We start from the raw sequence: 26967 nt of genomic DNA on the forward strand, positions 1-26967 counted from the left end.
GTACTTCAACGCGGCGGATGGAATTCAGATACTCGTCATCCCCACGTCATTCGACCCGTAGCACCCTCGCATGATGGTGATTTTCTTTGCAGCATTCCTCGCGACCACAGTTGCCGATCCGGTCGGCGAAACCCGCGCGCAGAACGAAGCCAAGGCGCTGGCGCAGCATAACCGCCTCGATGCGAACCACGACGGCTTTGTGACCTATGCCGAGATGCTTGCTGCCAGCTTGGCCATGATCATGCCGAAAGCGCAGATCTCAGAGCAACTGCCGAACGATCGCATAGCCCATGCCGAGTTCGATCGCGCGGACAGCGATCACGACGGGCGAATATCGGCAGATGAAGCGGTCGCTGGTGCAAATAGGATATTCGACGAGGCCGACACGGATCATAACGGCCTCCTTACTCCGCAGGAGCGCGACGCCTACATGGCGCGCTGGCTTGCGGCCCTTCAGCGCGAAATCTCAACGTGGAAGAAACTGCCCTGCCAGCCCGGTGCGGCTTGTTCCACCGCGCACTATCGTAGCGGGAGTGCGTTAAAAAGAGGCCCGTAACGATCGCCACATTTGGCACATGGACGAGTGCCCCGTTCCAAGGATCGCAGGATGGTTCGACAAAAAACTGCATTCATTTTGAGGTGCCTTGCCGTCAGCGGATTGCTTGCAGCGTCTCACTCGGCCGCCCAAGCCCAATCGGCATCAGTTCAGGTTCCGATCCGCGAGGTCGATCTGTCCGACGGAACGCGGCGCTACGTGGTGACGATCGAAATCGATGGCCACCGCATCGACGCCGGCCTCGATACGGGTTCGGTGGGGTTGCGCGTCCTTCCAGGCGTTGTCGACACTGCGGCGACGATGACGGTGGGACCGGTACAGCGATATAGCTACGGCGCCGGCACCTTTCTTGAGGGACCAGTGGTGCGAACAGCGGTTTCTGTGGGGGGCCTGCAGAACGGTGGCCGCTGGCAGATCATTCGTGCGATCGGATGTAGCGCTGCGCGTCCCGATTGCCCTGCTGCCCACGTTGATCCACGCAAGTTCGGTATCCAGGGCAATGGCCTTGCCGGCGAGGGGTTTCGAGCGATCCTTGGTGTTGGCCTGGCAAACGCCGACCTGCCCAATCCATTTCAAGAGATCGGCGCGCACCGCTGGATCATCGAGCTTCCCAGGCCCGGCGAAACTTCTGGCGGGCGCCTGATCCTGAACCCAAGCGACGAACAGGTGGCCGGGTTCACACCGTTGCTGCTGGCGGATCCGCAGCGGTCGCGGGCGAACGACGCTGTGCGCGCATGTTTGGAGCACGACGGCGGAAAACCCATTTGTGCGCCGACGCTGATCGATAGCGGGGCCCCGGGGATCGAATTGGTCAACCACCGCGCTGACGCCGGCTGGACCGAGGGCGTGAGCGCGCGCCTAACCTTCGAACAACACGCTGATACGGCGCTGGGGATCCGCTTTAGCGTAGGCCGCAGGGCGCAAGCATCTCGGTTCGATGCAGTCGCCGATCCGCGGGTGGATGGCGTCCGCATCCGGTCGGGCCTGTTGACATATTTCGCCTACGACGTTCTCTACGATCCCGATTACGGCACGATCGCGGTCAAACCACGGCCGGCCTATTTAAATGGGGTTGCTGCAGTCGGTGGCGACCATTCAAATTGACTCAGAAGCGACATCTTCGGTGCCCTCTCCTCGCGCCATTTCCAAGCCAGACGGAGCGGCTTCGCGGCTGTAACGACCCACAAAGCGACATTCAGGGCCAACTTACCCTCTCTCAACTCCGGTCCTTGGTTCACCTCGTCCGAGCGGAGGGTTTGGGGCTTTAGTCGAGGCGGCTGAGCCGCGCCGGGCGCTGATCTCCGTCTCTCAAGTTGGCCGCTTCACACGGCTTTTGCCGGTCTTCAACTTGTCGCGCCGCTTGACGAATCGAGCCCTATTCGTGACGGAAAGGAATGCCGTCCGAGACGACGTTGAATGCAAAGAACCTCGCAGCCCTTGGAGCCGAGCGCCTGGCGGAGCTGTTGCTAGACGTGACCGCCGGTGACGCTGCGGCCAAGCGCCGGTTGCGGCTCGAGCTGGCGAGCCGCGCCGGCGGTGACGTCGCGGGCGAGATCCGCAAGCGGCTCGTCTCCATCGCCAGATCGCGCTCGTACGTCGACTGGCGCAAGGTGAAGGAACTCGCCCGTGACCTCGAGACGCAGCGCGAGGCGATCGACGCCCATGTCGCGGCGAGGAGCCCGGGTGAGGCCTTCGACCTTCTTTGGCGTATGCTGGAGATGGCGCCCTCGATCTACGAGCGCTGCGACGACAGCAACGGCGCAATCGGCAGTGTTATCGCTTCCGCACGCGACGATCTCGCTGCGATCGCCGTTAAAGCCGGCAAGCCAGTCGGCGCATTGGCCGATCGGGTGTTCGCGGCGGTCTGCGCGAACGACTATGGCCAGTTCGATGAGTTGATTGGCCTGATGTCGCAGGCACTCGGGCCTGACGGGCTGAACCGGCTCAAAGCGCAGTTCGAGGAGTTGGCGGCCAACGCTCCCGTAGGCGACGCAGGCGGCGAACGCCGGATGATCGGGTTGAGTACGCGCGGGCCGATCTATCAGGACGATTACGAGCAGGGTCGTCATGGACGCCTCGTTCGCTCGGCGCTGACCAAGATCGCAGACGAGCTTGGCGATGTCGACGGGTTCGCGGGCCGCTATTCGGACGGGGAACGCGCCAACCCTGCAATAGCAGCGGCGATCGCCGAGCGGATGCTGGCGGCCGATCGCGCCAGCGAGGCGCTTGCGGCGCTCGACGGGGCAGCTGACGGTTTTCGCCGAGGCGGCCACTGGCCCGATTGGCAGCGCGTACGGATCGAGGTGCTCGACGCCCTCGGACGATCCGACGAAGCGCAGGGCGAGCGCTGGCAACTGTTCGAGCGCGGTCTCGATGCCGGGTACCTCCGGGCGCACCTCAAGCGGCTGCCGAATTTCGACGACATGGAGGCGGAGGAGCGGGCTCTCAGCTTCGCGTCACGCTTTACCAGCTTCCATCAAGCGCTCGCCTTCCTGATCGACTGGCCCGCGCTCGACCGCGCCGCAGGTCTCATCATGGTTCGGGCCAGCGAACTCGACGGCAACCAATACTGGCTGCTGACCTCTGCCGCCGACGCGCTCGAGCAGCGCCATCCGCTCGCCGCCACGCTCGTGCTGCGGGCGATGATCGATTTCTCACTCGATGCCGCCAAATACAAGCGCTACGGCCACGCTGCCCGCCATCTCCAGACCTGCGAGAGTCTTGCCCGGCGGATCGACAATTTTGCCGGGCATCCAAACCACGTCGAGTATGTGGCGGACCTTAAGCGGCGTCACGCACGTAAAAGCGGTTTTTGGGATGCTTAAGCGAATAGAGCGAGGCGGCATGAAGCGAACGGTAACAAGATCGCGCCGCCTTCGACCCAGAAACGGTCATTAAGCCCTCACCCCGCCAGTCCCCATACCGGTCATTGGTTCATGTCTGTCGAGCGTGCAGCTACGCGAATTCGGACAGCACAAGGAGCTAGCTGGGGAGCGGCCCGGCCGCGCGGTAGCTTTCGACCAGGGCATCGAATACGGCGATGTCGGATCTGCTGCGGGCAATGATCTGTGCGCCGGCAACTGCCGCGTAGATTGCGCGCGCTCTTGCCTCGACGCTTTCCGGCGATCCAATCGCTGCGGCGGCAAGCTGTTTACTGAGCCACGCCACGTTGACGTCGGCGAAAGCCTGTACCTGTTTGAGAACCGGCTCAGGCAGCTCGTCACGCTCGGCCGCCATGAAGCTGCTGAGGCACATCCGATTGTTACGCTCCAGAGACGCCCGGAAGATGCTCGGGTATCGTCGTAACGCGTCCCTCGCGTCCTTCGCGTCGGTGGATATCGCCTCGAGATCGCGGGCGATATCCACTTGGTAGCGACGGGCCACCGCCTCACCGAGCAACGCCTTGTTGGCGAAATAATAGTTGATGCTGGCCGCCTTGATGCCGACCGCTGCGGCAAGGTCGCGGAAGTTGATGCCGCCGTAGCCGCGCATCATCGCCGCCTCGCGTGCGGCCAGCAGGATCGCCTCCCGCGTATTCTCCTTCGTCGTTGCCGCCATCGTCACGCCTCCACCTGTCATATGCCAGACAGGGATTGACGAGGCAAGTTTTACGCCGCAGATACATGCCTGTCATCTGACAGGCAGGTGATGTGATCGATGAAAGCGAGACCTCCCATGGCCGATACGCTGGCGCTCTTCACCTCCCCTTCTGCTTTCCCTAATCCACAGCGGCTGCGCATTTTCATGCACGAGAAGGGCATCGCCGACCGGTTTGCCGAAACTGTGTACGACATGTCGCCTGTGGGTGATCAGCGCGGGTGGCGACACCTGAAGATGAACCCGTGGGGCGAAACGCCGACGCTGGTGCTGGCGGACGGGTCGTTCCTGAGCGAGACGTCGGCTATCGCGCGCTACCTCGACGACAGCTTCGAAGGCCGCAAGGTCATGGGCGAGACGCCGATCGAGCGCGGCCTCGACCAGATGTGGGACAACCGGGTCTGGGTCCACATCCTCTATCCGATCGTCACCGCCTTCCACGTCCTGCACCAGGGCCTCGGGCCCAAGTTGGAACTGACGCACAACGCCGCATGGGGTGAGCATTCGCGCAAAGTGGCGCTTGCGCATGCAGCACTGGTCGACCGGCATTTTGCCGACGGGCGGACGTGGCTGCTCGGCGGAGACAAACCGACCTTCTCGGACATCACGCTAGCCACCGCGATCGCGTTTTCCAAATACCCGGTGAACGCCACCCCGCTGGACGAGCGTTTTGAGCATATCGACGCGTTCTGGCGGCGGTGGCAGACCCGGCCGGCCTTCATGGCTGCCTACGCCGACGGGCAGAGCGGTGTTTCGGAACTGGATGACCGCTCCTAGCGTCCTCATCACCCGTATCTATTGAATAACGCCTTGAGCAGGAGAACAAGCATGCTGTTTCATACTATGGTCGGATCAAACGACATCGAACGATCGAAGCGATTCTACGATACGGTGCTTGGCACACTCGGTGTAGGTGAACCGATGCGGAATATCGCCGACAGCGGCCACACCCGGCTCATCTACAATAATGGCAACGGAACGAACTTCATCGTTAGCCAGCCAATCAACGATGAACCTGCGACCGTCGCGAACGGCAGTACCGTCGCCTTTTCATGCAACTCACCTGAGCAAGTAAAGCAGCTTCACGATGCCGCAGTTGCCAATGGGGGCACCTCGATCGAGGCCCCGCCTGGCCCACGCGAGACTGCGTCGATGGGGACGATCGAGCTCGCCTATTTTCGCGACCCCGATGGCAATAAGCTTTGTGGGATCCATTTCCCCAAGTGATATTGGCGCCGCACGTCAACTTTAAGGTGCCGCCCGTCGTAGCGTGGACGGGCGGCAGGCTCGTCACGAAGGACGGGCGGTAGACGGTACCGCTTTGAAGACCCAGTTGTGGACATTCACGAGCGACTCAGCGCTTCCCAAAAGTGGTCATCCGTTCATGTGGGTGTCGGGCCTGTCCGGGGGGCGGACTTTTGCTTTTAGGAATGACCTGAGCTGGGCCATTCCTGCCGTCCGCATGCGACATCTCGAACAGCGGCTCTTGTCGTATCCGGTCACTCACCCCTCTAAACTCGCGCCCGACTCCTGTCATTTATCAATGCCAGACGAAGTGCGACCAGTTTCGACCGCGACCCGCGTTCATAGTGTGCTTATCGGTACGGTCCTGGTCCTGCGTCAGTGATGGATCATCCTCCGGCCTCTCCCGTCGTTCAACTTAACGGCCAAAAGCCGTTGCTCCAACCGTCGAGCCTTGCCACTGTGACGACGGAAACAGGGGTAAACGATGCCAGATTTGGGCAAGCTGGAGCAATTAAACCGGCTTCGGGAAAGCGGCGCACTCACGCAGGAAGAGTTTGATCGCGAGAAGGCGGTAATCCTCGCAGCGGGTCAGGCGAAAACCTCTAACAACGGGCTAAAAATCGCCATCGCTGCGGCCATCATTGCTGCCGTGATCATCGTTGCGATCCTCGGCGGTCGGAACGTGAGCGCTCCGGGCAATCAGGCTGAGCAACAGGAAGCGTCGGAACCCTCAACGTCGATAGCGAGTACGCAGGAAGCTGAGCTTGTCGGGGATACAATCGCGCCACCGATCTCGGTGGCTGCACCCACTCCAAGCACAACTCTCGATTGGGCTTTCAGCGAGCAGATCATCGGTCTCAACCCGACTTACATTGAGGGTAAACTAGGACCGGCGAAGAGCAAGGGCGGCGGGTCTTGGGAGTTTGATGTGAAGGGTTGCACCGTAACCTACGCTGTGACCGGCGGTGAGATCACTAGCGTCAGCACTTTCGCGAAAGCCGGGTGCCAGCCGAAGGTAATGGGTACGACGATCACGCCTCAAACGACTTTTGCCCAGCTCAAGGGTAGCTACGACATCATCCGATCATCGTGCATCGAAAACTGTGGAAATGCCGCTGATCCGACGATCGAACTTTACAAGCCCGGTTCCCACGCAAGCAACTTCATCGAGGTGGTTTACTCAAGCCGATACGGTGACGCTCAGCAGAAGGCGATGGACCTCTGGGTGAAAGCCATTCGCACTGGCCACGGAAAGGACCCTGATGAGTTCGATTCAAGTGATTACGAGTGGTTTCAGTGCGTGTCGAAGCCCGACGCCTCAGTCGTTAGAGCACTCGCGCCAGAGCAGGTCGGTCATGTGACGATTGGGCGCAATCTCAATCGGGACGGAAGCTGTCGTTTTCCGAGTTGATCCCGACTGCGGAACGCACCGCGGATGGCTTCACTTCGGCTATTGTCGGGATAGGACATTCACCGAAGGGCGCGCGAACGGCTGCCTATGGTCGGGATCTGCCGCGGGGGAAACGAGCCACAATACGACGTTCGGCGGTCGTTTCGCGCCCCTCAACTTCGGACGTCCATTCATGTTCGCCCGACACCCCAACCAGCGATGGCAGAGATGGCGAAAAGTGGGACAAAGCGGTCGTTGGGACCCTGCTTACAAATGGCGGCTTTTGGGACGAACAGACGTTCCGGTAGTTGCTCGCGTCAGATGCCGAAAGCGCTAAGAAATCTGACGTGATGCGCGGCTGTGCCACCTAACGCTGCGAGGCGGCGGTTGGCCGCTCCTCCGTCGCATCCGGCACATTGAACCCCGCGTACAACGTGCGACAATTCGGTTCCAGACGAGTGAAGACATACCGCTTCCGATCTCACGTCACGCCCGCAGCGCCCCCGGGGTGAGCCCATCCTCCCGACGCATGATCGCAGTTAGATGGCTTTGGTTGGAGAAGCCGCATGTCAGCGCGATATCCACCAGCGGCAGCGATCCACTGACGATCATCGTACGGGCATGATCGAGACGCAAGCGCATGAAATACTGGTGTGGGCTGGTACCCGTACTTCGCCGGAATGAACGCATCAGTTGGCTCGAAGATAGCCCGACCAGGCCGGCCAATACCTCGAGCTTCACGCCATCGGCAATATGCACCACCATGTAGTCGCGCACTTGGCGCAACTGTCGGTCCGAAAGGCCGCCCAAGTCTTTTTGCGGCCGGGCGATGCCATATTGCTTGATGAGGTGGATGCCGAGCAGGCTGAGCAGCGAGTCCAGTTCCAGGCTTGCCATCGGGGTATTGGCGCTCGACCGGAGCTCGTCGCGTAGCATGCCGCCGATCAGCGCCACGCGACGGTCCACCATAGGCAAGGCATCGGTGTTGACGGTGGCAGCCGGCAGATCGAGATCTGACTGCGCAACGCGATCGAGCCAGTCTTGCGACAGGGCAAACGCCGAAACCTCCTTGGGTTCATGCCAGCGCGACCAATAATCGGCGCCGGCCGGCACGATCTCGCATGATCCACTCGCGGCTGAAGCGCTGCGGACCCTGGTCCCGCCAAGACGTGACTCGCGGTTGCTGAAGGGCTTGAATGACAACAATACGAGATGATGTGGGATCGTCTGGCTGATCTCGTCGGCGTCGCGTCGGTTCCACGCCGCCGTACCGTACTCCGAGCTGACCAGGCGCCCCCAGTTTGGCACTGGTACCTCGGCGGTAGCGACGTGCGGCGCTTCGGTCGGGCTAGGATCTGACATAATGCGTTTCCGATCCCTGCATGCGGCTTTCCTAACACGGATGCGCCTATCCTGAAAGCCGCGCCCATCGGCGTCACCTACTCCTTGGTCATCAACCAGGAGAATGACGATGACGACCGAAACCCTCAGCAAGACCCTCGCTCGCAAAGTTGCAATCGTGATGGGCGCTACCCGCAACCAAGGCCGTGCCTATGCCGTGATGCTGGCGCGCAATGGCTGCAGCGGCGTAGCGGTCCACTATCACGGAGAGGAATCGCGCGGCGAGGCGGAAGAGACCGCTGCCGAGATCGCGCATTTCGGTGCCGAGCCACTTCTGGTTAGCGCGGACCTTACCCAAGTCGATGAAGTCGTGAAGCTGTTCGACGCCGTCGAGCAAAAGTTCGGCCAGCTGGATATCGTGGTGAACACCGTTGGTAAGGTCGTGAAAAAGCCGTTCGTCGAGATCACCGAGGTAGACTTCGACCAGAGCTTCGCGATCAACAGCAAAGCCGCATTCTTCGCCATGCAGGAAGCCGCCAAGCGGATCGCGGACAATGGCCGCATCATCACTATCGGCACGACGCTGCAGGCCGCAACGACCGGCCTCTATTCGATCTATGCCGGGTCCAAGGCGCCGCTCGAACACTTCACGCGCGCGCTTGCGAAGGAGATCGGGGACCGCGGTATCACGGTCAACACCGTCGCGCCCGGACCGCTCAACACCTCGTTCTTCTACCCGGTCGAGACCGCCGACTCCAAGGCGTTCCTCTCGCACATGGCTCCCCAGAATCGTCTGGGCGAGATCGACGAAATCACGCCGTTGATCGAGTTCCTGGTCGGTCCGGGCGGCAGCTGGGTGACGGCGCAGACGCTCTTCATCAACGGCGGCTTCATCGCGCGCTGAGCGACGAAGCGACCAGCGCGCGGTTCCGGTCGGGACCGAACGTCCTTGGCCATAGCTGGCGGCCCGATGATCGGCCGCCAGCCAGAGCCTTCGCGGCATGGCTATCCGTCATCGACCGCATCCCTGCCCGGAGACCCGCGATGCAATTCCTGTCCGTCCGTCCGCTACGCTTCTACGCCAGCCCTTCAGCCTCGGCCGGATCGATGAGCAAGCAACGTCACGGACTTACCGCGCGCCTGCTCCAGTCCGTGAATCGGCCGTGGGCAGCCGGTCTGGCGAGCTTCGTGGCGACCGCGATCCTCCTGTTGCCGGCCGAATATGAGATGCCGGTCCGCAGCCTCATGCTGTTCCTGTCGTCACGACGCTTCTGATGCGCCGCACGATTATCCCCAACCTCCACATCACCGTCCGCTTGCTTGGTCTCGGACGCCGCCAAAGGAACGCTTGATGACCATCACACGAAGAGGCGTTCTGGCGGCCGGGGCAATCGCCACGACTGCATCCCTGACCAGTGGCCGGGGCATCGCCGAACGATCGACCGCCGACGTTGTCATCGTCGGTGGCGGTTCAGCCGGCGCGGTGCTTGCCGCACGGCTGAGCGCAGACCCGCGCCGTCGCGTCCTTCTATTGGAGGCCGGCCCCGTCTTTGAACCGCATGCCTATCCCAAAGCCCTGACCGATCCCGGCATCGTTGGTACACCCGAATTCAACTGGAACTATCACAGCGACGATGCGGCAAGGCTCGGTCACGACATTCCACTGCCGCGCGGCAAGGTGGTCGGCGGAAGTTCGGCGATCAATGGCACCGTCGCGATGCGCGCCCGTCCGGCCGACTTTGCGCGCTGGACCGCGCGGGGTATCACGGGATGGAGTTGGGACGACGTGTTGCCCGCGTTCAGGGCGCTCGAAAACACGCCGTCCGGTGCCGAAGTGTGGCACGGGCGGTCCGGCCCTTTCCCGATCCGCCAGCGTACGCTTGACGACCTGTCGCCGTCATCACGCGCCTTCATAGCAGCGGCGCGCTGGGTCGGCCTTGCCAGCGTCGATGATTTCAACAGCGACGTCGCGGACGGAGCCGGGGGTTATCCGCTCAACGTCGTCGACGGCGTCCGGATGAACACGGGGATCGTCTATCTGACCGCAGAGGTGCGCGCTCGGCCGAACCTGACGATCCGCGGCGGCGCCGAAGTTGATTGTCTGATCCTCAACGGCCACCGCGCCACTGGCGTACGGCTCGCGAACGGAGAGACCGTCATGGGAGGCGAGGTCATTCTGTCGGGCGGTACGTTCGGCAGCCCCGCAATCCTGCTGCGATCCGGGATCGGTCCAGCAGCACACCTCCGAGGGCTCGACATCCCGGTCGTCGCCGACCTGCAGGTCGGTATGCGACTTCAGGATCACCCCTTCTTCTACAACACTTACGCCCTCAAGGCGGCGGACAAGGGTATGCTGCCGGCGGCGGGGGCGCTGGCTTGGACCAGCTCTGCCGGAGCCGCCACGGGCGATCTCGATTTGCAGGTGTCCGCTACGCACTTCATTGATCCAAAGGCGAGCCCAACGGGTGGCGCGATCGTGCTGGCGGCGGCAGTCACGTTACCGAAATCGATCGGCTCGTTCCAGCTCACCTCGCGCGATCCGAGAGCCGCCCCGCGCATCCGGTACAATTTCTTCGATGATCCGAGCGATCTCGACCGCATGGTCGAGGCGGTAAAGCTGTCGCGCGAGATCGGACGGACCGCACCGTTCGCCGGGATGGTCGATCATGAGATGGCACCGGGGGCGGAGGTAACAAGCGAAACTGCGCTGCGTGCGAACATCGTCGCGACCATTGCGGCGTATCAGCACCCGACCTCTACCGTCCCGATGGGCGCCGACGCCGATCCAACCGCGGTGGTCGATGCGTGGGGGATCGTGCGCGACATGCAGGGCCTACGGGTCGTCGACGCCTCGATCCTGCCAGACATCCCGTCGGTGCCGACCAACGTCACCACGATCATGGTCGCCGAACGGATCGCCAGCCGAATTCTGGCCTAGCCGAAGCGACCGCTATTTCCCGGCAGCCGACGCGTCGGTCGCCACCTTCTCAAGGAGACCTGTCATGACATCGATGAAGAACAAGGTCGCGCTGATCACCGGCGCATCGCGCGGCATTGGTCGGGCGATCGGCGAAGCGCTGGGCCGCGAAGGCGCCACCGTCGCGATCAATTACCGAAGCCGTCCCGAGGAGGCAGAGCAAGCCGTGCGTGCCGTTGAGCAGGCCGGCGGGATCGCCCGCGCGTTCCACGGCGACGTGGCCGAGATCGGTGGCATTACCCGCCTGTTCGACGAGGTGACCGCCGCGTTCGGTGGTCTCGATATCGTGATCGCCAATGCCGGCCTGCCGTTCATCGGCGTCGCCGTCGCGGACGTCACCGAGGCGGATTTCGACCGCATCTTCAAACTCAATGCCAAGGGCTCGTTTTTTCTGCTGCAACAGGCGGCGCGCCGCGTTCGTGATGGCGGCAGGATCATCGACATATCGACATCGACGACGATGTTCGCGGGTGCCGGCATGGGCCTGCATTCGGCGTCGAAGGCCGGATCGAAGCTGATCGTCGAAGTGTTGGCGCTCGAACTGGGGCATCGCGCTGTCACCGTGAACTCGGTGATGCCGGGCGCGACCAACACCGAATTCCTGAAAGACGCGCCGCAAAGCGAGCGTGATCGCATCGCCACGGGTTCGCCGCTCGGCCGGATCGGTGAAGCGGACGAAGTTGCCGACGTCGTTGCCTTCCTCGCCTCCGACCAGGCGCGTTGGGTTACTGGCCAGCATCTCCTCGCCAATGGCGGCGCGAAGGTATGACCCGTGGGCACGGTGAAATCCGGTTTGCCGCACGGATCGCGGCCGACTCGGACCAAATCTGGGCAGTGATCCGTCACTTTGGGGATGTCGCCGCCTGGAGCCCCATTGCCGAAACCAGCCGCATCGTCGCGGGCATCGATGCCACGCCGGGGGCGGAGCGCGAATTGCGTACCACCGAAGGTACATCGGTTCGGGAAAGGCTAACCTTGTTGGACGACGGTTTGCGGTGCCTCGAGTATGACATGCTCAGCTTTCCGATCCCGGTTAGCGAGCAGCACAATCGGATCGTCGTCGAGGATGCGGGGCCAGGCTGGTCGCGCGTGACGTTCGTCGCTTGGTTCGTTCCGACGGAAGGAACCACGATCGAGGACATTGCCGCGATCAACCGCGATGTGTTCGCGGGCGCTGCGGCTGGCATCGGGCGGCTGCTTGACGTGAAAGTTCGCCCCACCGACTGACGTCTGTTCCTGTAACCACGCTCGCTTTGCGCCAGCCAAGCATATCTAATTACGCAAGGAACATGGCGTGCTCGACCTCAACGACTTCAGGTACTTCGTCGGCGTCGTCGATGCCGGCGGGCTGACTGCCGCCAGCCGCACGATGAACGTGCCCAAATCCACGCTCAGCCACCGGTTGCAGCAACTGGAGGCCGGGCTTGGCGTCCGCCTGGTCAACCGGACATCGCGCAGCCAGAGCATGACCGACGCCGGGACGCAATTCTATCGCCATGCCGTCGACATGCTGAGCCACGCCGACCTCGCCGAAAACGGCGTGCGCCAGCGGCTCGTCGAACCGACCGGGGTCATCAGGTTCACCACCGGCGTTGCCCCGTCGCTCTTCGCGATGCGACAGATCGTACCGGCTTTTGCGCGCGACCATCCCAAAGTCCGCCTGGAGCAGCATACCAGCGACGATCAAATCGACATTGTCGGCGGCGGCTTCGACCTCGCGATCCGCTCTCACAGCGGCGCGCTGTCCGATTCGAGTCTCGTCCAGCGCGTGCTCGCCCAGGCACCCTGGTCTCTGTTTGCGTCCCCCGCCTATATCGGCGCTCGCGGATTGCCGAACGCACCCGACGATCTGGCGAACCATGACACACTCGCAATGCTGCGACCCGGCCATGCAACCGTCTGGAAGCTCAGCCACGCTGAACTTGGCGAGCGGATCGTGCCAGTAACGCCGCGCTTTACCGGCAACGATCTGCTGATGCTGAAGCAATGCGCACAGGACGGGATCGGCGTAGTGGCATTGCCAGGCTGGATTTGTCGCGCCGAGGAACGCGGCGGAACACTGGTCCGCGTCATGCCCGACTGGATCGCCGGCAAAGCGACGATCAGCGCAGTCGTGCCGATCCGCGACGGTGTGTTGCCGGCGGTGCGGTTGTTTCTCGACCATCTGTCCCGAGAATTTCCCAAGATCGTGAACGCGTAGCAGCAGCCGCTGCCGTCTTCAAAGTCCCGGCCACGGGACGCTGCGTTGCGGAATGACCCGCTACTGCGACCTGCACCTCAGGCTTAGATCCAGTTTCAAGATCAACAGCGCCTCTTCCGCTCAAGCTCAGGAAAAATCATGACCGTGTCCACGCTCGCCGCATCGCTCCCTATGCCAACACGCCAGGATCGGAGGATCGTCCACATCACCCGCGGACGCGGTCATGGCGGCATCGTCCGGCTGATGAGCCCGTCGGATCTCGGCGAGCGGCTCAAGCCGTTCGTCTTCCTCGACCTGTTCGAGATCGACGGCGAGACAATGGGCGGGATGCCGGTTCACCCGCATTCGGGCATCGCCACCGTGACCGTGCTGGCGGAAGGCGATCTCCGCTTTGATGACCCGGAGCAGGGGCAAGGCACGATCGCCTACGGCGCGGTCGAATGGATGCGCGCGAGCGGCGGCGTCTGGCACGGACAGGAGCTGTCCCGCGGGGAGGCCAGCCATGTTCGCGGCTTTCAATTGTGGATCGCCTTGCCCCCCGAACTGGAAAACGGGCCGGTCGAAAACGCGTATATCGAAGCGAAGGCAATGCCGCAGGTCGGGCCCGCCCGGGTCATCCTCGGCCAGCTCGATGGCACGAGCAGCCCAGTCAATGCCCCCGCCGGGATCACCTATCTGCTCGTCACGCTGGGCGCGAACGAGGAGTGGACGTATGAGCCCCCCGTCGGACACAGCGCGGCGTTCGTCGCCGTCTCGAGCGGAACGATCGATGTCGGCTCTACTCTGCGCGCCGGTGACATGGGCGTGTTTGATCACGATGGTGCCATGCATTTCCAGGCCGACGCGGATGGCCCCACCACGTTCGTCCTAGGCTCTGCGATCCCGCACCCGCACGACCTCGTCCTTGGCTATTATTCGGTCCATTCGAGCGAGGACGCGCTGATCCGCGGGGAAACCCGGATCGCCGAACTGGGCTCGTTGCTGCCGCCCGCCGGATCGCTCAAGCGCGAGCGGTCGGTGCCGGTGTTCAAAGGCGCCTGAACGCTAGAACCGCCGAGCCCGGCACGCGGCGAGCTCGCGCTCCTAATCTTCTTTTTATCCCCATTCAAGGTTACTCGCTATGCCCACCACCACCGATCTTCCCGCCGTTTGGACGCCCCGCGTGCTATCGATCTTCCGCATCATGTTCGCGTTGCTGTTTTTCGCGCATGGCCTTGTGAAACTTTCCGGTTTCCCTGCTGGCGCGCAGCCCGGGCACGTCGCGTTGCTAAGCCTGTTTGGTATTGCCGGCTTGTTCGAGTTCGTCGGCGGCGCCTTCCTGACCGTCGGTCTTTTTACCCGGCCGGTCGCGATCTTGCTGTGCGGCGAGATGGCGGTAGCCTATTTCCTGGTCCATGCGCCCCAAGGCTTCTTCCCGTCGCTAAACGGCGGCGAACTCGCCATCCTGTATTGTTTCGCCTTCCTCTATCTCGGCTTCGCCGGCGCCGGGCCGTGGAGCATCGATGCCGTACGCCGACGCGCGTACTGAGCCCAGCGCTTCGTCGCCACCCCACGCGCTCGCGCGGACCATTTTCGAATCAAGGATCGACCATGACCAAGCTCCCACGCATCGGCGTGATTCTGGGCAGCCTGCAGACGCACGGCATTACCCGCAAGATCGCCCACGCAATGCAGGATCTCGTGGGCGATCGACTTGCCCTCGAGATCATCGAGATCGGCGATCTTCCTTTGTACAATCCCGAGCGCGACGGTGAGGGCATTCCCGCATGGGCGACGTTTCGCCAAACCGTCGCGCCGGTCGACGGGATCCTCTTCCTGACCCCGGAATATAACCGCTCGATCCCCGCCGCGCTGAAGAACGCGATCGACGTCGGATCGCGCCCGCACGGCGACAGCGTCTGGGCACAGAAACCGGCGGGTATCATTTCGCAATCCCCGGGCATGATCGGCGGGTTCGGCGCCAATCATCATCTGCGCCAGTGCCTCGTGTTTCTCGACATGCCGGCGATGCAGCAGCCCGAGACGTATCTTAGTCGTTCCGCTGCGCTGTTCGACGACGCAGGCCGGCTGATCGAGGGTCCGGGGAAGGTGATACTCGAAACCTTCGCGGACGCATTTGCGAAATGGGTTGTCCAGTATCGGTTTCAACGAACGACGCCGGTCTGAAAGAACACTCGACGGCTGCCGGTGCGTGTCTCTGTCCCGATGGCGAGTCACGATCGATACGCGAGCACGCGAGACCAGGAATTGGCGACACCGTCTCGGGAAACCTGCCCATCGCCAGCATCTTAAGGGGCGCCGATATGGATTTTCGCCAAATGCGCTACTTTCTCATGGTAGCCGAAGAGCAGCATTTCGGTCGCGCGGCGCAACGGCTGAACATCGTGCAGCCGGCGCTCAGCATGCAGATCAAAGTGATCGAGGGCGCGCTTGGCGCCAAGCTGTTCGATCGTTCCGGTGGCCGCATCGAACTGACCGATGTTGGTCGTCATCTCCTGCCAGAGGTGCTGCTGACGGTGGCGCAGGCGGAGCGGACGCGGGAGATCGTGCCGCGGTTGCTCCGCGGTGAAGTCGGGGTGTTGCGCGTCGGGTTCTTCAGCAACGCTGTGTTCAGCGGCAAGCTGCAGGCGCACGTCGAACACTTTCGACGCACCCACGCGGGGGTGGAGATCGTGCTCGAAGAAATGAATGCAGTCGAGCAACTCGCCGCGATCCGCACCAACGCGATCGACATCGGCTATTGCACCGTCTTCGGTGTAACCGCGGCCGATATCACGGTCCACCGGATCGCGACGTTCCCGTGGAGGGTCGCGCTCGCGGAAACGCACCCGCTTGCGCACGCTGAAGTGCTGACGCCCGAACATATTCGGGCGGAAAAGCTGATCCTCTACGCCGGCGGAAAGGCGGAGAGCGGGCAGGTGCTGACGCTCCGCACACTGCTTGGAACCGAGCCCGAAATCTTTCGCTATGCGCCCAGTACGATTGCCTTGCTGGCCAGCGTCGCGATCGGGCTTGGCGTCGCGCTGGTCCCCGCAACGCTGACGAATATCGGAGTGGCAGGAGTAGTGTTCAGGCCGATCGTGCCGGCCGTTGCACCGGCGGAATTGCATTTGATCGCCCGCAAACGGGCCCCCTCGCCGCTGGTCGATGCCTATATCGAGTCTTCGATAGCATCGGACGGGGCCGATCAGCTTCGATGATCTTCCGATCACATCTATATATTGGATCGGTTTGGCTGGCCGCATCATGCCCGCGGGGTGCTGCTGACGATGCGGTCCATTTCGGCGGATGGCGACGCCGCCGTCATGCCCAACCAAAACTCCCCCGCCATTTCGGTCGAAAAGGACGCTAGCGTGACCCGAGACGATGATCCCGATGTCGCGCTGACGCGGCAAGCCTGTGACGATAGCGACGGCGCGTTCATCCCGACGCGACGCGAAGCCTTGGCCAGCGCCGCGGCTTTGTCCGCCGGTGCGTTCGTCGCCACCGGTGCTACCGCCCGGCCCTCACCCGCGGGGTCTGCCGCGCCTGCGGAGTCCAGGCTTGCCGGAACGACGTTGACGATCCGCCCGACAATCAACGGCCACGAATTGTCCGTCGCAATCGATACGCGGTCATCGTTGCTAGACCTGTTGCGCGAACGTCTCGGTCTTACGGGGGCGAAGAAAGGCTGCGATCACGGCCAGTGTGGCGCGTGTACGGTCCATGTCGACGGGCGGCGCGTGGTTTCGTGTCTGACGCTCGCGGCCAAGGTCGATGGGCGCAAGGTCACGACGATCGAAGGACTTTCGGACGGCAAGACGCTCCACCCGATGCAGCAGGCTTTCATCGATCACGATGCGCTGCAATGCGGCTATTGCACGCCAGGCCAGATCATGGCGGCGGTCGCCTGCGTGCGCGAGGGCAACGCCACGACCCGCGGCGACATTCGCCGATCGATGAGCGGCAACATCTGCCGGTGCGGCGCCTATGTCGGCATCATTGCGGCGATCGAAGATGTCGTCGCCCAGGGAGGGGAAGTCTGATGCACGCCTTCAGCTATGCCCGTCCCGAAAACGCGCTTGCAGCCGTACAGGCATTCGCCGCGGCGGGACCAGGCGCACGCTATATCGCTGGTGGCACGACGCTCTACGATCTGATGAAGCTCGGGATCGAGAAGCCGGAACATCTGGTCGACGTTACGGCGGTCCCTGGCCTCGATACCATCGAAACCGCGGGCGGGCATCTGCGGTTCGGAGCGCTGGCCCCGATGAGCGCAGTGGCTGCGAACGAAACGGTGCACCGCGAATATCCGGTGCTGGCGGAATCGCTCGCCCGGGCGGCGTCGCAGCAATTGCGCAACATGGCGACGGTGGGCGGCAATCTGCTGCAGCGAACGCGCTGCATCTATTTCAGGAACGGCGCGGGCAGCACCTCCACGGGCAACATCTATCCGTGCAACAAGCGCGAGCCGGGAACGGGTTGTGCCGCGATCGGCGGTCAGGATCGCGGGCAGGCGGTCCTTGGACAAAGCGCGGCATGTACCGCCGTATCGCCCGGCGACTGGCCAGTCGCGCTGGTGGCACTTGACGCCCATGTCGAAGTGCTTGGCGCTGGCGGTGCGCGATCGATCCCGATTGCCGCCCTTTACCGCTTACCGGGCGACACACCCGATCTTGAATTCACGCTTCAGCCGGGGGAACTGATCACCGCGATCGTCGTGCCGAAAACGCCGATCGGCAGGCTGTCGACCTATTACAAGGTCTGCGACCGCGAGAGCCTCGCCTTTGCGCTTACCTCTGCGGCGGTGGCCGTGGAACTGGACGGCGGCGTGGTGAAGCAAGCCCGGATCGCGCTCGGCGGCGTCGCGACCCGGCCGTGGCGTGCCACCGCGGCCGAGGTATCGCTCACCGGGCAGAAGCTGACGCCGGAAACCGCTTTGGCTGCCGGGCGTGCAGCGTTTGCTGGCGCGAAAGCCGGACGCGACAATGGTTTCAAGATCGACCTCGGCGCGCGCACGGTTGCCGATGCGCTGATCCTCGCTGCCGGAAGGACCTCCGCATGACTACCGCGCCATTCCCCGATCGTCCGCGCGCCGACGCTCGCGAAAAAGTGCTGGGCGCGGCGCGCTATGGCGCCGACTTTGCAATTCCCGACATGCTGTACGCGATGCAGGTGCCAGCGACGGTCGCCAAGGGCCGGCTCACGGCCGTACCGACTGCCGCCGCGCTGCGCATACCGGGCGTGGTCCGCGTTCTGACCGCGACCGACTTCCCGCCGCCCGCGCCGGCGATCCCCGGCGCGGGGCCACCGCCGTCGATGATCGTCGCCGACATTGCCTATCGCGGCCAACCGGTCGCGTTGGTCGTGGCCGAGTCGCTCGAAGCGGCGATTGAGGGGGCCGAAGCGATCCATCCGGTGTACGCCAACTCGCCATTCGCCACGCTGATCAACAGCCCCGGTGCCGGGCGCGAGCCGGCCAAGCGCGTTACCGCCGGCGATGCCAACGCCGCGATGGCGCGCGCGACAACGCGGCATAAGGCGGATTACGTCAGCCCCGCGCAGCACCACAATCCCATGGAACTGCTGTCGACTACCGCGCACTGGAAGGACGGTGTGCTGACTGTGCACGAGGGCACGCAGAGCAGCAACCTGGTGAAGGGCGCGCTGATGCGCAATCTGCGGCTCAATGCCGAGCAAGTCGTGGTCAAGAGTCCGCAGATCGGCGGTGGTTTCGGTCAGAAGGGGTCGGTCCAGAGCCAGACCAGCTTGGTCGCGCGCGCCGCCATGCTGCTTGGCCGTCCGGTCAAAATGGTTGTCCCACGCGGCCAGGTATTCCACACCGCGACCTTCCGCCCCAAAAGCCGACACAGCATCGAGCTTGGTGCCGACGCCTCGGGCAAGATCAGCGCAATCCGCTACGATGCCGATCACCAGGCATCGCGCGGTGGACAGTTTGGGCCCGATTACCACGAGCATGTGCCACAGATGTACGGCGTCGCTGATTATCTTGGCACTGGCGCCGATATCCGGATCGACACGCAGGACCCCGGATATATGCGCTGTCCCTATCCGCACCCGGCCGCCTTCGCGTTCGAAAGCGCAGTGGACGAACTCGCGTTCAAGCTCGGCGAGGATCCGGTCGCGTTTCGACTGAAGCATCGCGCAACGGTGGATCCGCTCAACGGCAAGCCGCTGTCATCAAACTTCCTCAACGACTGCATCAGCGAAGGCGCGCGGCGCTTCGGCTGGGACAAGCGCGGGCTGGCACCCGGGTCGATGCGCTTGCCCGATGGCACGCAGATCGGCTGGGGCGTGGGATGCGGGGCCTATCCCGCGATCACGCATGTCAGCATCGCCACTCTGCGCATACGGGCGGACGGAACGGCGCGCTTTGCTGTCGCCGGTCACGAAATGGGCCAGGGACTCCGCTCGGTGCTCACGCAAGTGCTGGTCCGCGATCTGGCGATTGAACCGACGGGGCTGGAGTTGGCGATCGGCGACACCTCGGCCGCGCCGCAGCACACCACCGCCGGCTCCTGGGGCACCGCGAGCGGCGCGCCCGTCGCCGCCGAGGCCGCTGCCAAGCTCAACGCCGCGATGATCGAGCTGCTGGCGGGACGAACCGTCGCCGGCAACCTTCATCAACAACTCGCCGCGATCCGGCGTCCCTATCTCGAAATCGAGGTGTCGCACGCGGGCCCCGGGCAGGGGGTCAAGGACCTCGCGGCGCTGCGCGGAGGCGGCTACGCGATCGCTGGGCCGGAATATCCCGACTTCACGACATTCAGCTACATTGCGCATTTCGTCGAAGTGCGGGTCGAACCCCGCACCCGTCGCATCCGCGTGCCGCGCGTCGTGTCGGTCGTCGATTGCGGTCGCGTCATCTCGCCGCGTACCGCGGAAAGCCAGGTGCGCGGTGGCGTCATCTGGGGGATCAGTGCCGCGCTACGCGAAGCGACCGACACCGATCCGCGCTACGGCGGCTGGCTCAACAACGATCTTGCCGATTACGTCGTCGCGGTGAATGCCGACATCGGCGACATCGAAGTCGGGATGATCGACAAGCCCGACCCCCAGATGAATGCGCTAGGCGTCAAGGGATTGGGCGAAGTCGCGATGGCGGGCGTATCGGGCGCCGTTGCCAACGCGATCTTCCACGCGACCGGAAAGCGGCTGCGCGAAATGCCGTTCCGGATCGAAGACCTGCTATAACGCGCGGGCAGATCAGATCTGGTCTTTCAACTCAATCGTTTTGGAAAGCCTGGAACCGAGCGAACGATCTCAAGTGTCATCACGGTTCCGACCGGCGCGCTGCGGAACCGCAGGCGCAAGGCGGACGGGCCGGGGTGGTCGTGTCCGCTCCGTCGACCGAATACAGCCGTCTCCCGCGCGCAGCCTGCCGGATCACCCGCTGCACCAGACGTGCCCAGAGTTCTCGCATTCGGCGCTGGTCGGAGCCGCCACGTTCTATTTGCATGACTTCTTTGAGGATCTGCAGTCTGCGCACTCAATCTCGTGCGCTGGGCGCGCTGGCGCCAGATCGCTCACTGGACCAGGAATGACCGGTTGCGGCAGGAGCGGCCGTTACACGCGGTTCGCGGAATGGCTTTAGTTGGTCGTCAGCCGACGGCAGGTTCAGTTCGCAAGACCTAGTTCCGGACGTTCGAGTCGCCTATCCGGCTCCCCAACTCCGGCCGCTCGTTCATTGCTATCTCGCGACCGCTTTTAGCGCTTTGAAAAGCCAACAAGCGCCATGGCCCCGTCGTTGGCCACATGGCTGTTGTTGCGCACGACACGAAAGTCGCAGGTCCAAACATCGTCGCTAGGCAAAAGCGAACCAGCTTGGCAGTTGCAAGAGCCATCGGCCCCTCCTAGCCATATCTGGTGCTTGTCTGCGCAGAAGCGGGGTTCAGATGCGAAATGCTCCAAGCGAACGCTTGTTCGTGAATGAGACGGAATTTGTGCATGCTCTTGCGCAGCTAATGGAAGCAAATCCCTGCTATTCGGAGATTGCCATTGACTCGATTATCACCACGCGCGATGGCAATTTAGGGGAGCGTCTAGCTCGCGCCGACATCCTAGCTGTGCGCGACAAGTCAAGCGGCGCTAAAGAGGCGCTTGTTATAGAATGCAAAAGTCGTCCGCTTTACGGACGCGAGATTGATCGAGCGCTCGAGCAAGTACTCCGGTATGGGACGTGGCGACCAACGGCTCGCTTAGTGCTCGCGCTGCCTGGCCAGCTTGCTGAAGAGGACTCGGCACGGATTAGGTCGGCGGGCGTCGAGCTTTGGGATTTAGCTGCTCTTGGTTCGATCTTCAGTGCGCAACTGAAAGTACTGCAGCCGCACATTGCGTTCGCATTCGCGAGTGTGGTGGAAACACCAGAATCTGCGCTCATTAAGGAACTAGAGGCGTGCGATCCTGGAAAAAAGATGTGGTCGATTTATCAGGATTTGATTGGCAGGGTTCTAGAACACTGCTTTTGCCCGCCACTCAATCCGCCGCTAGGTGAATCGCCCGATATGTCCGGGGTGAATCGGAGAGACTTCGTTCTGGCAAATTTCGCTGAAAGCGGATTTTGGAATAGCGTACGAATTCGTTATGCAGCCGACTATATCGTCGCAGATGCCAAAAACTATGTTGGGAAGGTCAAAAAGAGAGAGGTGCTGCAGATGGCTAATTATCTGAAGCACTTCGGAACGGGCCTTTTTGGAATTATTATATCTCGAAACGGTGGAGACGCTTCAGCAATTCATACAGTTCGAGAACAGTGGGCTCATTATCAGAAGATGATTCTAATCCTAGATGATACCCACTTGGTGGCAATGCTTAATGCTTCCGCACGAGGCGATGCCGCTTCCGTCATTGCCAAAGAGATACAGGATTTCAGGCTTGGCATGTAGCGGGCGCGCCTACCACCAGTACAATATTGAGATTTCTCACGGGAGACCGGCCGCGAGGCCGATCTGCATTCGGCAGTTTGGCCGCAAGCATATCGCCTTCGCGCAAGGCCCGCGTTAGGGTGATGAGAGCGCCCGCGAAAACACGAAGACGACGCGACCGATCGAGGGGGAGACATGTTTCTCAAGAAGGTGACAGGCATCCGGAGCGTCGGCCGCTTCAAGGCGGCGCGCATCGCTGGCGGCATGTACGAACGGTTCACGCTGATCTACGGCGGCAACGGCCGCGGAAAGTCGACCTTGTGCGCGATCCTGCGCTCTCTCCAGACAAACGACCCGACCCCCGTCACGCGACGCCGAACGTTTCAGGCGACCAGCGATCCCGAGATCGGGCTGCTGCTCGACAGTGGGCAGGTGCGCTTCGCCAACGGCGCTTGGTCGGCCGCCAACCCCGACGTGCACATCTTCGACCAGCAGTTCGTCGCCGAGAATGTCCACGGCGGTGACCAGATCGACGTCGAACACCGACGCAACTTCTATCGGATCGTGGTTGGCCCTGCGGGTGTGGCACTCGCGGAGGAAGTTGACCGTCTCGATCAGCTGGTAACCGCGAAGCAAGGCGAACTCGCGACGGCGAAGAAGGTGCTGGAACAGCACCTGCCGCGCGGCGTCCGGCTCGATCCCTTCCTAAAGATCGCGGCCGATCCCGCCAACGCCGATACGATCGCGGACGCGGAACGGCGGCTGAAAGCGGTCAACGACGGCGGCGCGATTGCATCGCGCAAGCTGCTCAGCCTTCCGCCGCTTCCGGTGCTGCCCGAGGGCTTCGTTGACCTCCTCCGCAAGACGGCCGAAGGCGTGGCGGCCGACGCCGCGGCGCAGGTCCAGGCGCAACTCGCGCGGCACGATTTTGACGAGCATGGCGAGGCATGGCTAAGCCAAGGCCTTGACCATGCGGGCGAGGGCACCTGCCCGTTTTGCGAGGCGCCGCTTGCTGGCAACGGCCTGATCGACGCCTATCGGGGGTTCTTCAGCAATGCCTACGCCGACCATAGGAAGGCGGTTGCCGACATGAGCCGCGTCCTCAGTCAGGCGCTGTCCGGGACGGCGGCGTTGCGGGTCGAACAGGGCTTCACGACCGCCGCCGCCGACGGGAAATTTTGGCTCGACTATGGCGATCACGGTTACGCGCCGCCCGCCGCAGCGGAACGGATCGTCGCCGAGGTGGAAGCCCTGTTTGATGCCGCAAAGGCGCTGCTGGCCGCGAAGAACAATGCGCTGCTGGAGACAGTGGAAACTTCCACCGCCTTCATCACCGCGGCCGCCAATTGGTCGGCGACGTCGGCCGAGCTCGCAAGCGCCTCTGCACGCGTCGACGACGCCAACTGGCTGATCCAGGCGGTCAAGGACGGCAGCGCAGCCGGTGACAAGGCCGGCATCGAAGCGGAGCTGGCGGGGGCACGTGCCGTCGAGAAGCGACATTCCGAGCCGGTCGTGACGCTCGCCGCGGAGTATCTCCAGCTCACCGCCGACAAACAGACGCTAGTCGACGCGAAGGACGACAAGAAGAAGGCGCTGGACGCCTACGACGCCTCGATCTTCGGTGCCTACGAAGCCGACATCAATTCATTTCTGACGAGCTTCGGCGCCGGGTTCCGGCTTGCCGACTGTAAGAAGAGCTATGTCGGAAAGGCGCCGCAGTCCACCTTTTGCCTGCGGTTCGACAATAGCGACATCGACGTGACGAAGGCGAGCGCCGACGAGCCTGGGTTCGACACGACGATGAGCGCTGGCGACAAGAACACCTTCGCCTTCGCGTTCTTCTTGGCGCAGTTGAAGCGCGACGCGGACCTCACCCGCAAGCTCGTCATCTTCGACGATCCCTTCACCAGCCTCGACGATTTCCGCCGCGCGATGACCGCGAAGGAGATCGTCCGCAGCGGCGGCCGGGCCGCGCAGACGCTAGTGCTGAGCCACGACAAGTTCTTCCTGGACACGGTGCATGGCCTGATCCGCGATGCGCAATGCGTCACCATGCAGATTTCGAGCACGGCGACGGGATCGTCGATCGAGCCTTGGGACCTCGAGCGGGAGGTCAAAGAGGGGTATCTGCAGGACCATATGCGGCTGCAGGAGTTCGCCGACGGTCAGTCAGGCGACGCCCGCGAGATGCGGACCGTCATCCGGCCATTGCTCGAACAGTATATCCGCTACCGCTTCCCCAACCAGATCCTCGAGGGCAAATGGCTGGGCGATATGCTCGCGATCATCCGCACCGATCCGCAGCATCCGATGACGCCGCACTATGCCGAACTCGACGACATCAACGCCTACACGGCGCCGTTCCATCACGATCCGAACGCCCCCTACGTCGAGGACGAGGTTCGCAGCTATGCCACTAGGACGGTGGCGATCGTCGGGGGCTGCTGACCGATGACATCGCGCGATGCTTGCTATCGGTCTGGCCGGCGCGTTCCGACGCTTGAAGCTGGCCGCGATGACTAGCGACCGGGTCGAAAGGGACAGTTTCGGACACGGCTCGCGGGCGAGGTTCCAGATCCAGGCAGGCGGGCAGAACGCCAACCTGTTCGGGATGCGCAAACATAGCAGATACGCTTTGCTCGAATGGTCGGCGAGTATGCGCGCGACCACGAGCATGCGAACGGAAACTTCCTGTGAGCGGCGACGCGAGGGCGGCCGGCGCGCACGACGCGTGACGGCCGATCGCGGAGCTCCCGGTCAAGCTGAAGGACGGCCGTTGCGTGCTGCTGTGGGTTCGCGCCCGCCCGCTGGACGCCTTCTGGGCGAACTACGAGAATGGCGGCGATTGGTCGACCGACGACGGGCTTTGCCCAATGCTCACCATGGTTGCCGAGAACGTACATCCGGGCGGGTTTGGACCGATCCAAGACACTTGGCAGGACGAGTAATGCCCGCCGCTTCTCGATCCTCGGCAACGACCCTGACCGGCGTTGCTCATGATCGAGCCGATCGGAATTTCGGCGCGACCCGGGTTCGAACGCCGCGAGCGCTCGCACACAGCGAAACTTTGGTCCCTCAATGACGCTTGACGGATTTCTAACGGTCCTCACGCTCGCGGCGGCGATCTATGCCGTCCTATCCCCCGTTCAGCGGCAGCGCGTGTCACTGACCTGGCGACCCCAGCTGCTACTCGCCCTGCCAATGCTGGTGGTGATCCTCGGGTTCGAGTTGTACGACTGGTCGCCGCCGGCATGCCCAATCGCACTTGGCGATATCTGCCCGCCCTTGATCCTCGGCGGGGCGGAGCCGGGGGTGGCGCGCAAGTTCGCCTTCCTACTCGCCTTCGCTTGGCTGTCCGGGGCGGTCGCCATTCATGCTATCGCCAAACCCACCCTGTCGAGCGTGCCGGCGTTCACGGAGGTCGCGACTGCGCTGATCGACGAGGAGCAATACGGCGACGCATTGAAGCTCGTGGAGCCGCAAATCGCCCTTCTGGCGCACGCCAGCCGACGGAAGTGTTCCCGGCAACGGCTACGCGACTGGCTTGAGGAGTTCGGGCCGACGCAGGAGCACTCGTTTCGGCGCTATCTGCGCCGGTCGGGGCCGCGCCGCTACAGCGGCAAGAACTTGCCCGCTTGGGCGGCAGCGCCGGTGCGGTGGTTGGCGCGCTTCGTTCCGGCCGGGCGCCGGGGCGAACGAGCCGCCGGTGACCTTTTCCAGCTGTTGATGAACTCACCCCAGCTGTTCAACTATATCGTGTCGCGCCGACCGTACTTCGCGCTCGGCTTGGTCCGCGAGCAGGTCTATGGCGGCGCTGACTTTCTCGAGCGTTTCCTTGGCGAGCTGATGCGTCGGCCGGGCAGTGCTCTTTATCAGGAGGTCGCCACCAACGACCATTCCGACGGGTTGGTCGGCTACCATCTTCCTGCCCGCAATCGCATTCTCCACTTCCTGTTCGCCAATGCGAAGGTCGCTGAGGAGTTGTCGGCATGGCAGGGCGTGGGCGACTATCTGAAGCGCCTGCTCGGCGGAGACGAGCGCCCCGATTATTGGGTTTGGCTCAATGGCCGGCCCGATTGGTTCGAGCGGGAACAGATGCGCGACCCGACCTATGTCGGCATGTTATTCTTTGACATCATGGTCAGTTCGGCTGCCAAGCAAGGTGTTGGCTACCACATGTGGCTCTACTACTTCACCTCCTTCGCCGAGATGCTCGAGCGCGGCTACGATTCGAGCGCTGCCGGCATAGATCGGACTGCCGAGTTCCCGATCCGCGCCGCCCGCCTGCTCTACGAGCTCGTGAGCCACCTGACTGGTTGGGTCGGCATGCTGCGGCATCTGCCCGAAGGTGCAGTGCACCGCGGAGTTCCCGACCGGCCCGATTACCCGGCCACCATACCCTTCGCCGCCGCCCAGGCGCTAGGACGCGTACTCGCGGTATCGGTTCTGTCGCAGAAGGTGGACGACGGAGTGATCCAAACGCTGCACGATGTCGCGATCCGGCCGATCAAGGAATTGCATCCCGACGAGGGGGATCGGTCGGCTCTCCGCGCTTATTTAATTAACGCGCTGCTGAGCGGCGGTGACCGAAAGAGCGATCCTGCCTACCTTGCACGGCTCGCGGAGCTTCTCGATCGGAACGACGATCTGATCGAGTATGAGATCCCCGACTATGTGGCGGCGCTCAAAGCCCGGATCGACGGGACGGATCGATGAAGGAGACAGAAATCAGAAGGCGACCGCGGACGTGCCGGCGAGGGCTACCTATGACCGGGTGGCGTGATCAACTGGAAGCAA

The 26967-nt window shown here is 63.0% G+C and carries 25 protein-coding genes; 23 read left to right on the forward strand and 2 right to left on the reverse strand.

Annotation, left to right across the window (positions count from 1 at the left end; all coding sequences use genetic code 11):
* Window positions 1–70: 70 nt before the first annotated feature.
* The 3 genes from QBJ92_RS02230 (at window position 71) to QBJ92_RS02240 (ending at window position 3381) form a co-directional block, all read left to right on the forward strand.
* Entirely contained in the window at window positions 71–556 is a 486-nt protein-coding gene (locus QBJ92_RS02230) for an EF-hand domain-containing protein (RefSeq protein ID WP_277968060.1), read from the forward strand.
* A 51-nt stretch (window positions 557–607) separates the two neighbouring features.
* Window positions 608–1660 (forward strand): hypothetical protein, encoded by a 1053-nt coding sequence (locus QBJ92_RS02235; protein ID WP_277968061.1) that lies wholly within the window; start codon window positions 608–610, stop codon window positions 1658–1660.
* A 308-nt stretch (window positions 1661–1968) separates the two neighbouring features.
* Window positions 1969–3381 carry a DUF6880 family protein gene (locus tag QBJ92_RS02240; protein WP_277968062.1) on the forward strand — a complete coding sequence of 471 codons (1413 nt, stop codon included), beginning with the start codon at window positions 1969–1971 and terminating at the stop codon, window positions 3379–3381.
* 157 nt (window positions 3382–3538) lie between these two features.
* On the opposite strand, the gene QBJ92_RS02245 is transcribed toward QBJ92_RS02240, so the two are convergent.
* Window positions 3539–4114 (reverse strand): TetR/AcrR family transcriptional regulator, encoded by a 576-nt coding sequence (locus QBJ92_RS02245; RefSeq protein WP_277968063.1) that lies wholly within the window; start codon window positions 4112–4114, stop codon window positions 3539–3541.
* A gap of 117 nt (window positions 4115–4231) precedes the next feature.
* Here QBJ92_RS02245 and QBJ92_RS02250 point away from each other — a divergent pair, with 117 nt between their 5' ends.
* The 3 genes from QBJ92_RS02250 to QBJ92_RS02260 all read left to right on the forward strand — a co-directional run bounded on the left by QBJ92_RS02250 (window position 4232) and on the right by QBJ92_RS02260 (window position 6809).
* The gene (locus tag QBJ92_RS02250; RefSeq protein WP_277968064.1) at window positions 4232–4930 is read left to right on the forward strand and encodes a glutathione S-transferase family protein; all 699 of its coding nucleotides are present in this window, start codon (window positions 4232–4234) and stop codon (window positions 4928–4930) included.
* 51 nt (window positions 4931–4981) lie between these two features.
* Window positions 4982–5380 carry a VOC family protein gene (locus tag QBJ92_RS02255; RefSeq protein ID WP_056024477.1) on the forward strand — a complete coding sequence of 133 codons (399 nt, stop codon included), beginning with the start codon at window positions 4982–4984 and terminating at the stop codon, window positions 5378–5380.
* Between the two features lie 502 nt (window positions 5381–5882).
* Window positions 5883–6809 carry an SHOCT domain-containing protein gene (locus QBJ92_RS02260; RefSeq protein WP_277968065.1) on the forward strand — a complete coding sequence of 309 codons (927 nt, stop codon included), beginning with the start codon at window positions 5883–5885 and terminating at the stop codon, window positions 6807–6809.
* Between the two features lie 465 nt (window positions 6810–7274).
* Here QBJ92_RS02260 and QBJ92_RS02265 read toward each other — a convergent pair whose 3' ends face one another.
* Window positions 7275–8150 (reverse strand): helix-turn-helix domain-containing protein, encoded by an 876-nt coding sequence (locus QBJ92_RS02265; RefSeq protein ID WP_277968066.1) that lies wholly within the window; start codon window positions 8148–8150, stop codon window positions 7275–7277.
* Between the two features lie 109 nt (window positions 8151–8259).
* On the opposite strand from QBJ92_RS02265, the gene QBJ92_RS02270 reads away from it, so the two are divergent.
* The 17 genes from QBJ92_RS02270 (at window position 8260) to QBJ92_RS02350 (ending at window position 26886) form a co-directional block, all read left to right on the forward strand.
* Window positions 8260–9033, forward strand: coding sequence for an SDR family oxidoreductase (locus QBJ92_RS02270; protein ID WP_277968067.1), 774 nt, complete (start codon window positions 8260–8262; stop codon window positions 9031–9033).
* Window positions 9034–9173: 140 nt separating this feature from the next.
* Entirely contained in the window at window positions 9174–9404 is a 231-nt protein-coding gene (locus QBJ92_RS02275) for a hypothetical protein (protein WP_277968068.1), read from the forward strand.
* A 76-nt stretch (window positions 9405–9480) separates the two neighbouring features.
* Window positions 9481–11067 (forward strand): GMC family oxidoreductase, encoded by a 1587-nt coding sequence (locus QBJ92_RS02280; protein ID WP_277968069.1) that lies wholly within the window; start codon window positions 9481–9483, stop codon window positions 11065–11067.
* 64 nt (window positions 11068–11131) lie between these two features.
* Window positions 11132–11875 (forward strand): SDR family oxidoreductase, encoded by a 744-nt coding sequence (locus tag QBJ92_RS02285; protein WP_277968070.1) that lies wholly within the window; start codon window positions 11132–11134, stop codon window positions 11873–11875.
* Window positions 11872–12333 carry an SRPBCC family protein gene (locus tag QBJ92_RS02290; protein WP_277968071.1) on the forward strand — a complete coding sequence of 154 codons (462 nt, stop codon included), beginning with the start codon at window positions 11872–11874 and terminating at the stop codon, window positions 12331–12333. The genes QBJ92_RS02285 and QBJ92_RS02290 overlap by 4 nt, the downstream gene beginning before the upstream one ends.
* A 67-nt stretch (window positions 12334–12400) precedes the next feature.
* Window positions 12401–13306 carry a LysR substrate-binding domain-containing protein gene (locus QBJ92_RS02295; RefSeq protein ID WP_277968072.1) on the forward strand — a complete coding sequence of 302 codons (906 nt, stop codon included), beginning with the start codon at window positions 12401–12403 and terminating at the stop codon, window positions 13304–13306.
* A 138-nt stretch (window positions 13307–13444) separates the two neighbouring features.
* On the forward strand, window positions 13445–14347 hold the full coding sequence (locus QBJ92_RS02300) for a pirin family protein (RefSeq protein WP_277968073.1): 903 nt from the start codon (window positions 13445–13447) through the stop codon (window positions 14345–14347).
* Between the two features lie 79 nt (window positions 14348–14426).
* Window positions 14427–14834 carry a DoxX family protein gene (locus QBJ92_RS02305; RefSeq protein ID WP_277968074.1) on the forward strand — a complete coding sequence of 136 codons (408 nt, stop codon included), beginning with the start codon at window positions 14427–14429 and terminating at the stop codon, window positions 14832–14834.
* 62 nt (window positions 14835–14896) lie between these two features.
* Window positions 14897–15472 (forward strand): NADPH-dependent FMN reductase, encoded by a 576-nt coding sequence (locus QBJ92_RS02310; RefSeq protein ID WP_277968075.1) that lies wholly within the window; start codon window positions 14897–14899, stop codon window positions 15470–15472.
* Between the two features lie 152 nt (window positions 15473–15624).
* Window positions 15625–16506 carry a LysR substrate-binding domain-containing protein gene (locus tag QBJ92_RS02315; RefSeq protein ID WP_277968076.1) on the forward strand — a complete coding sequence of 294 codons (882 nt, stop codon included), beginning with the start codon at window positions 15625–15627 and terminating at the stop codon, window positions 16504–16506.
* A gap of 153 nt (window positions 16507–16659) precedes the next feature.
* Window positions 16660–17331 carry a (2Fe-2S)-binding protein gene (locus QBJ92_RS02320; protein ID WP_347342777.1) on the forward strand — a complete coding sequence of 224 codons (672 nt, stop codon included), beginning with the start codon at window positions 16660–16662 and terminating at the stop codon, window positions 17329–17331.
* Complete coding sequence (locus QBJ92_RS02325) at window positions 17331–18350, forward strand: FAD binding domain-containing protein (protein ID WP_277968077.1); 1020 nt, start codon at window positions 17331–17333, stop codon at window positions 18348–18350. Before QBJ92_RS02320 ends, QBJ92_RS02325 begins: the two co-directional genes overlap by 1 nt.
* Window positions 18347–20500, forward strand: a complete 2154-nt coding sequence (locus tag QBJ92_RS02330) for a xanthine dehydrogenase family protein molybdopterin-binding subunit (protein ID WP_277968078.1) — start codon at window positions 18347–18349, stop codon at window positions 20498–20500. The genes QBJ92_RS02325 and QBJ92_RS02330 overlap by 4 nt, the downstream gene beginning before the upstream one ends.
* A 731-nt stretch (window positions 20501–21231) precedes the next feature.
* Window positions 21232–22191 (forward strand): hypothetical protein, encoded by a 960-nt coding sequence (locus QBJ92_RS02335; protein ID WP_277968079.1) that lies wholly within the window; start codon window positions 21232–21234, stop codon window positions 22189–22191.
* Window positions 22192–22365: 174 nt separating this feature from the next.
* Complete coding sequence (locus tag QBJ92_RS02340) at window positions 22366–24618, forward strand: AAA family ATPase (protein WP_277968080.1); 2253 nt, start codon at window positions 22366–22368, stop codon at window positions 24616–24618.
* Between the two features lie 332 nt (window positions 24619–24950).
* On the forward strand, window positions 24951–25118 hold the full coding sequence (locus tag QBJ92_RS02345) for a hypothetical protein (protein ID WP_277968081.1): 168 nt from the start codon (window positions 24951–24953) through the stop codon (window positions 25116–25118).
* Between the two features lie 130 nt (window positions 25119–25248).
* On the forward strand, window positions 25249–26886 hold the full coding sequence (locus tag QBJ92_RS02350; RefSeq protein WP_277968082.1) for a hypothetical protein: 1638 nt from the start codon (window positions 25249–25251) through the stop codon (window positions 26884–26886).
* Window positions 26887–26967: the final 81 nt, after the last annotated feature.

Source organism: Sphingomonas echinoides, from assembly GCF_029623395.1.
Classification (GTDB): domain Bacteria; phylum Pseudomonadota; class Alphaproteobacteria; order Sphingomonadales; family Sphingomonadaceae; genus Sphingomonas; species Sphingomonas echinoides_A.

Excerpts from the sequence above, each read along its gene's own strand:
- QBJ92_RS02230 (WP_277968060.1), top strand. The coding sequence starts at position 71 with ATGATGGTGATTTTCTTTGCAGCATTCCTCGCGACCACAGTTGCCGAT.
- QBJ92_RS02235 (WP_277968061.1), top strand. The coding sequence starts at position 608 with ATGGTTCGACAAAAAACTGCATTCATTTTGAGGTGCCTTGCCGTCAGC.
- QBJ92_RS02245 (WP_277968063.1), bottom strand. The coding sequence starts at position 4,114 with ATGGCGGCAACGACGAAGGAGAATACGCGGGAGGCGATCCTGCTGGCC.
- QBJ92_RS02250 (WP_277968064.1), top strand. The coding sequence starts at position 4,232 with ATGGCCGATACGCTGGCGCTCTTCACCTCCCCTTCTGCTTTCCCTAAT.
- QBJ92_RS02255 (WP_056024477.1), top strand. The coding sequence starts at position 4,982 with ATGCTGTTTCATACTATGGTCGGATCAAACGACATCGAACGATCGAAG.
- QBJ92_RS02260 (WP_277968065.1), top strand. The coding sequence starts at position 5,883 with ATGCCAGATTTGGGCAAGCTGGAGCAATTAAACCGGCTTCGGGAAAGC.
- QBJ92_RS02265 (WP_277968066.1), bottom strand. The coding sequence starts at position 8,150 with ATGTCAGATCCTAGCCCGACCGAAGCGCCGCACGTCGCTACCGCCGAG.
- QBJ92_RS02270 (WP_277968067.1), top strand. The coding sequence starts at position 8,260 with ATGACGACCGAAACCCTCAGCAAGACCCTCGCTCGCAAAGTTGCAATC.
- QBJ92_RS02275 (WP_277968068.1), top strand. The coding sequence starts at position 9,174 with ATGCAATTCCTGTCCGTCCGTCCGCTACGCTTCTACGCCAGCCCTTCA.
- QBJ92_RS02280 (WP_277968069.1), top strand. The coding sequence starts at position 9,481 with ATGACCATCACACGAAGAGGCGTTCTGGCGGCCGGGGCAATCGCCACG.
- QBJ92_RS02285 (WP_277968070.1), top strand. The coding sequence starts at position 11,132 with ATGACATCGATGAAGAACAAGGTCGCGCTGATCACCGGCGCATCGCGC.
- QBJ92_RS02290 (WP_277968071.1), top strand. The coding sequence starts at position 11,872 with ATGACCCGTGGGCACGGTGAAATCCGGTTTGCCGCACGGATCGCGGCC.
- QBJ92_RS02300 (WP_277968073.1), top strand. The coding sequence starts at position 13,445 with ATGACCGTGTCCACGCTCGCCGCATCGCTCCCTATGCCAACACGCCAG.
- QBJ92_RS02305 (WP_277968074.1), top strand. The coding sequence starts at position 14,427 with ATGCCCACCACCACCGATCTTCCCGCCGTTTGGACGCCCCGCGTGCTA.
- QBJ92_RS02310 (WP_277968075.1), top strand. The coding sequence starts at position 14,897 with ATGACCAAGCTCCCACGCATCGGCGTGATTCTGGGCAGCCTGCAGACG.
- QBJ92_RS02315 (WP_277968076.1), top strand. The coding sequence starts at position 15,625 with ATGCGCTACTTTCTCATGGTAGCCGAAGAGCAGCATTTCGGTCGCGCG.
- QBJ92_RS02325 (WP_277968077.1), top strand. The coding sequence starts at position 17,331 with ATGCACGCCTTCAGCTATGCCCGTCCCGAAAACGCGCTTGCAGCCGTA.
- QBJ92_RS02330 (WP_277968078.1), top strand. The coding sequence starts at position 18,347 with ATGACTACCGCGCCATTCCCCGATCGTCCGCGCGCCGACGCTCGCGAA.
- QBJ92_RS02340 (WP_277968080.1), top strand. The coding sequence starts at position 22,366 with ATGTTTCTCAAGAAGGTGACAGGCATCCGGAGCGTCGGCCGCTTCAAG.
- QBJ92_RS02350 (WP_277968082.1), top strand. The coding sequence starts at position 25,249 with ATGACGCTTGACGGATTTCTAACGGTCCTCACGCTCGCGGCGGCGATC.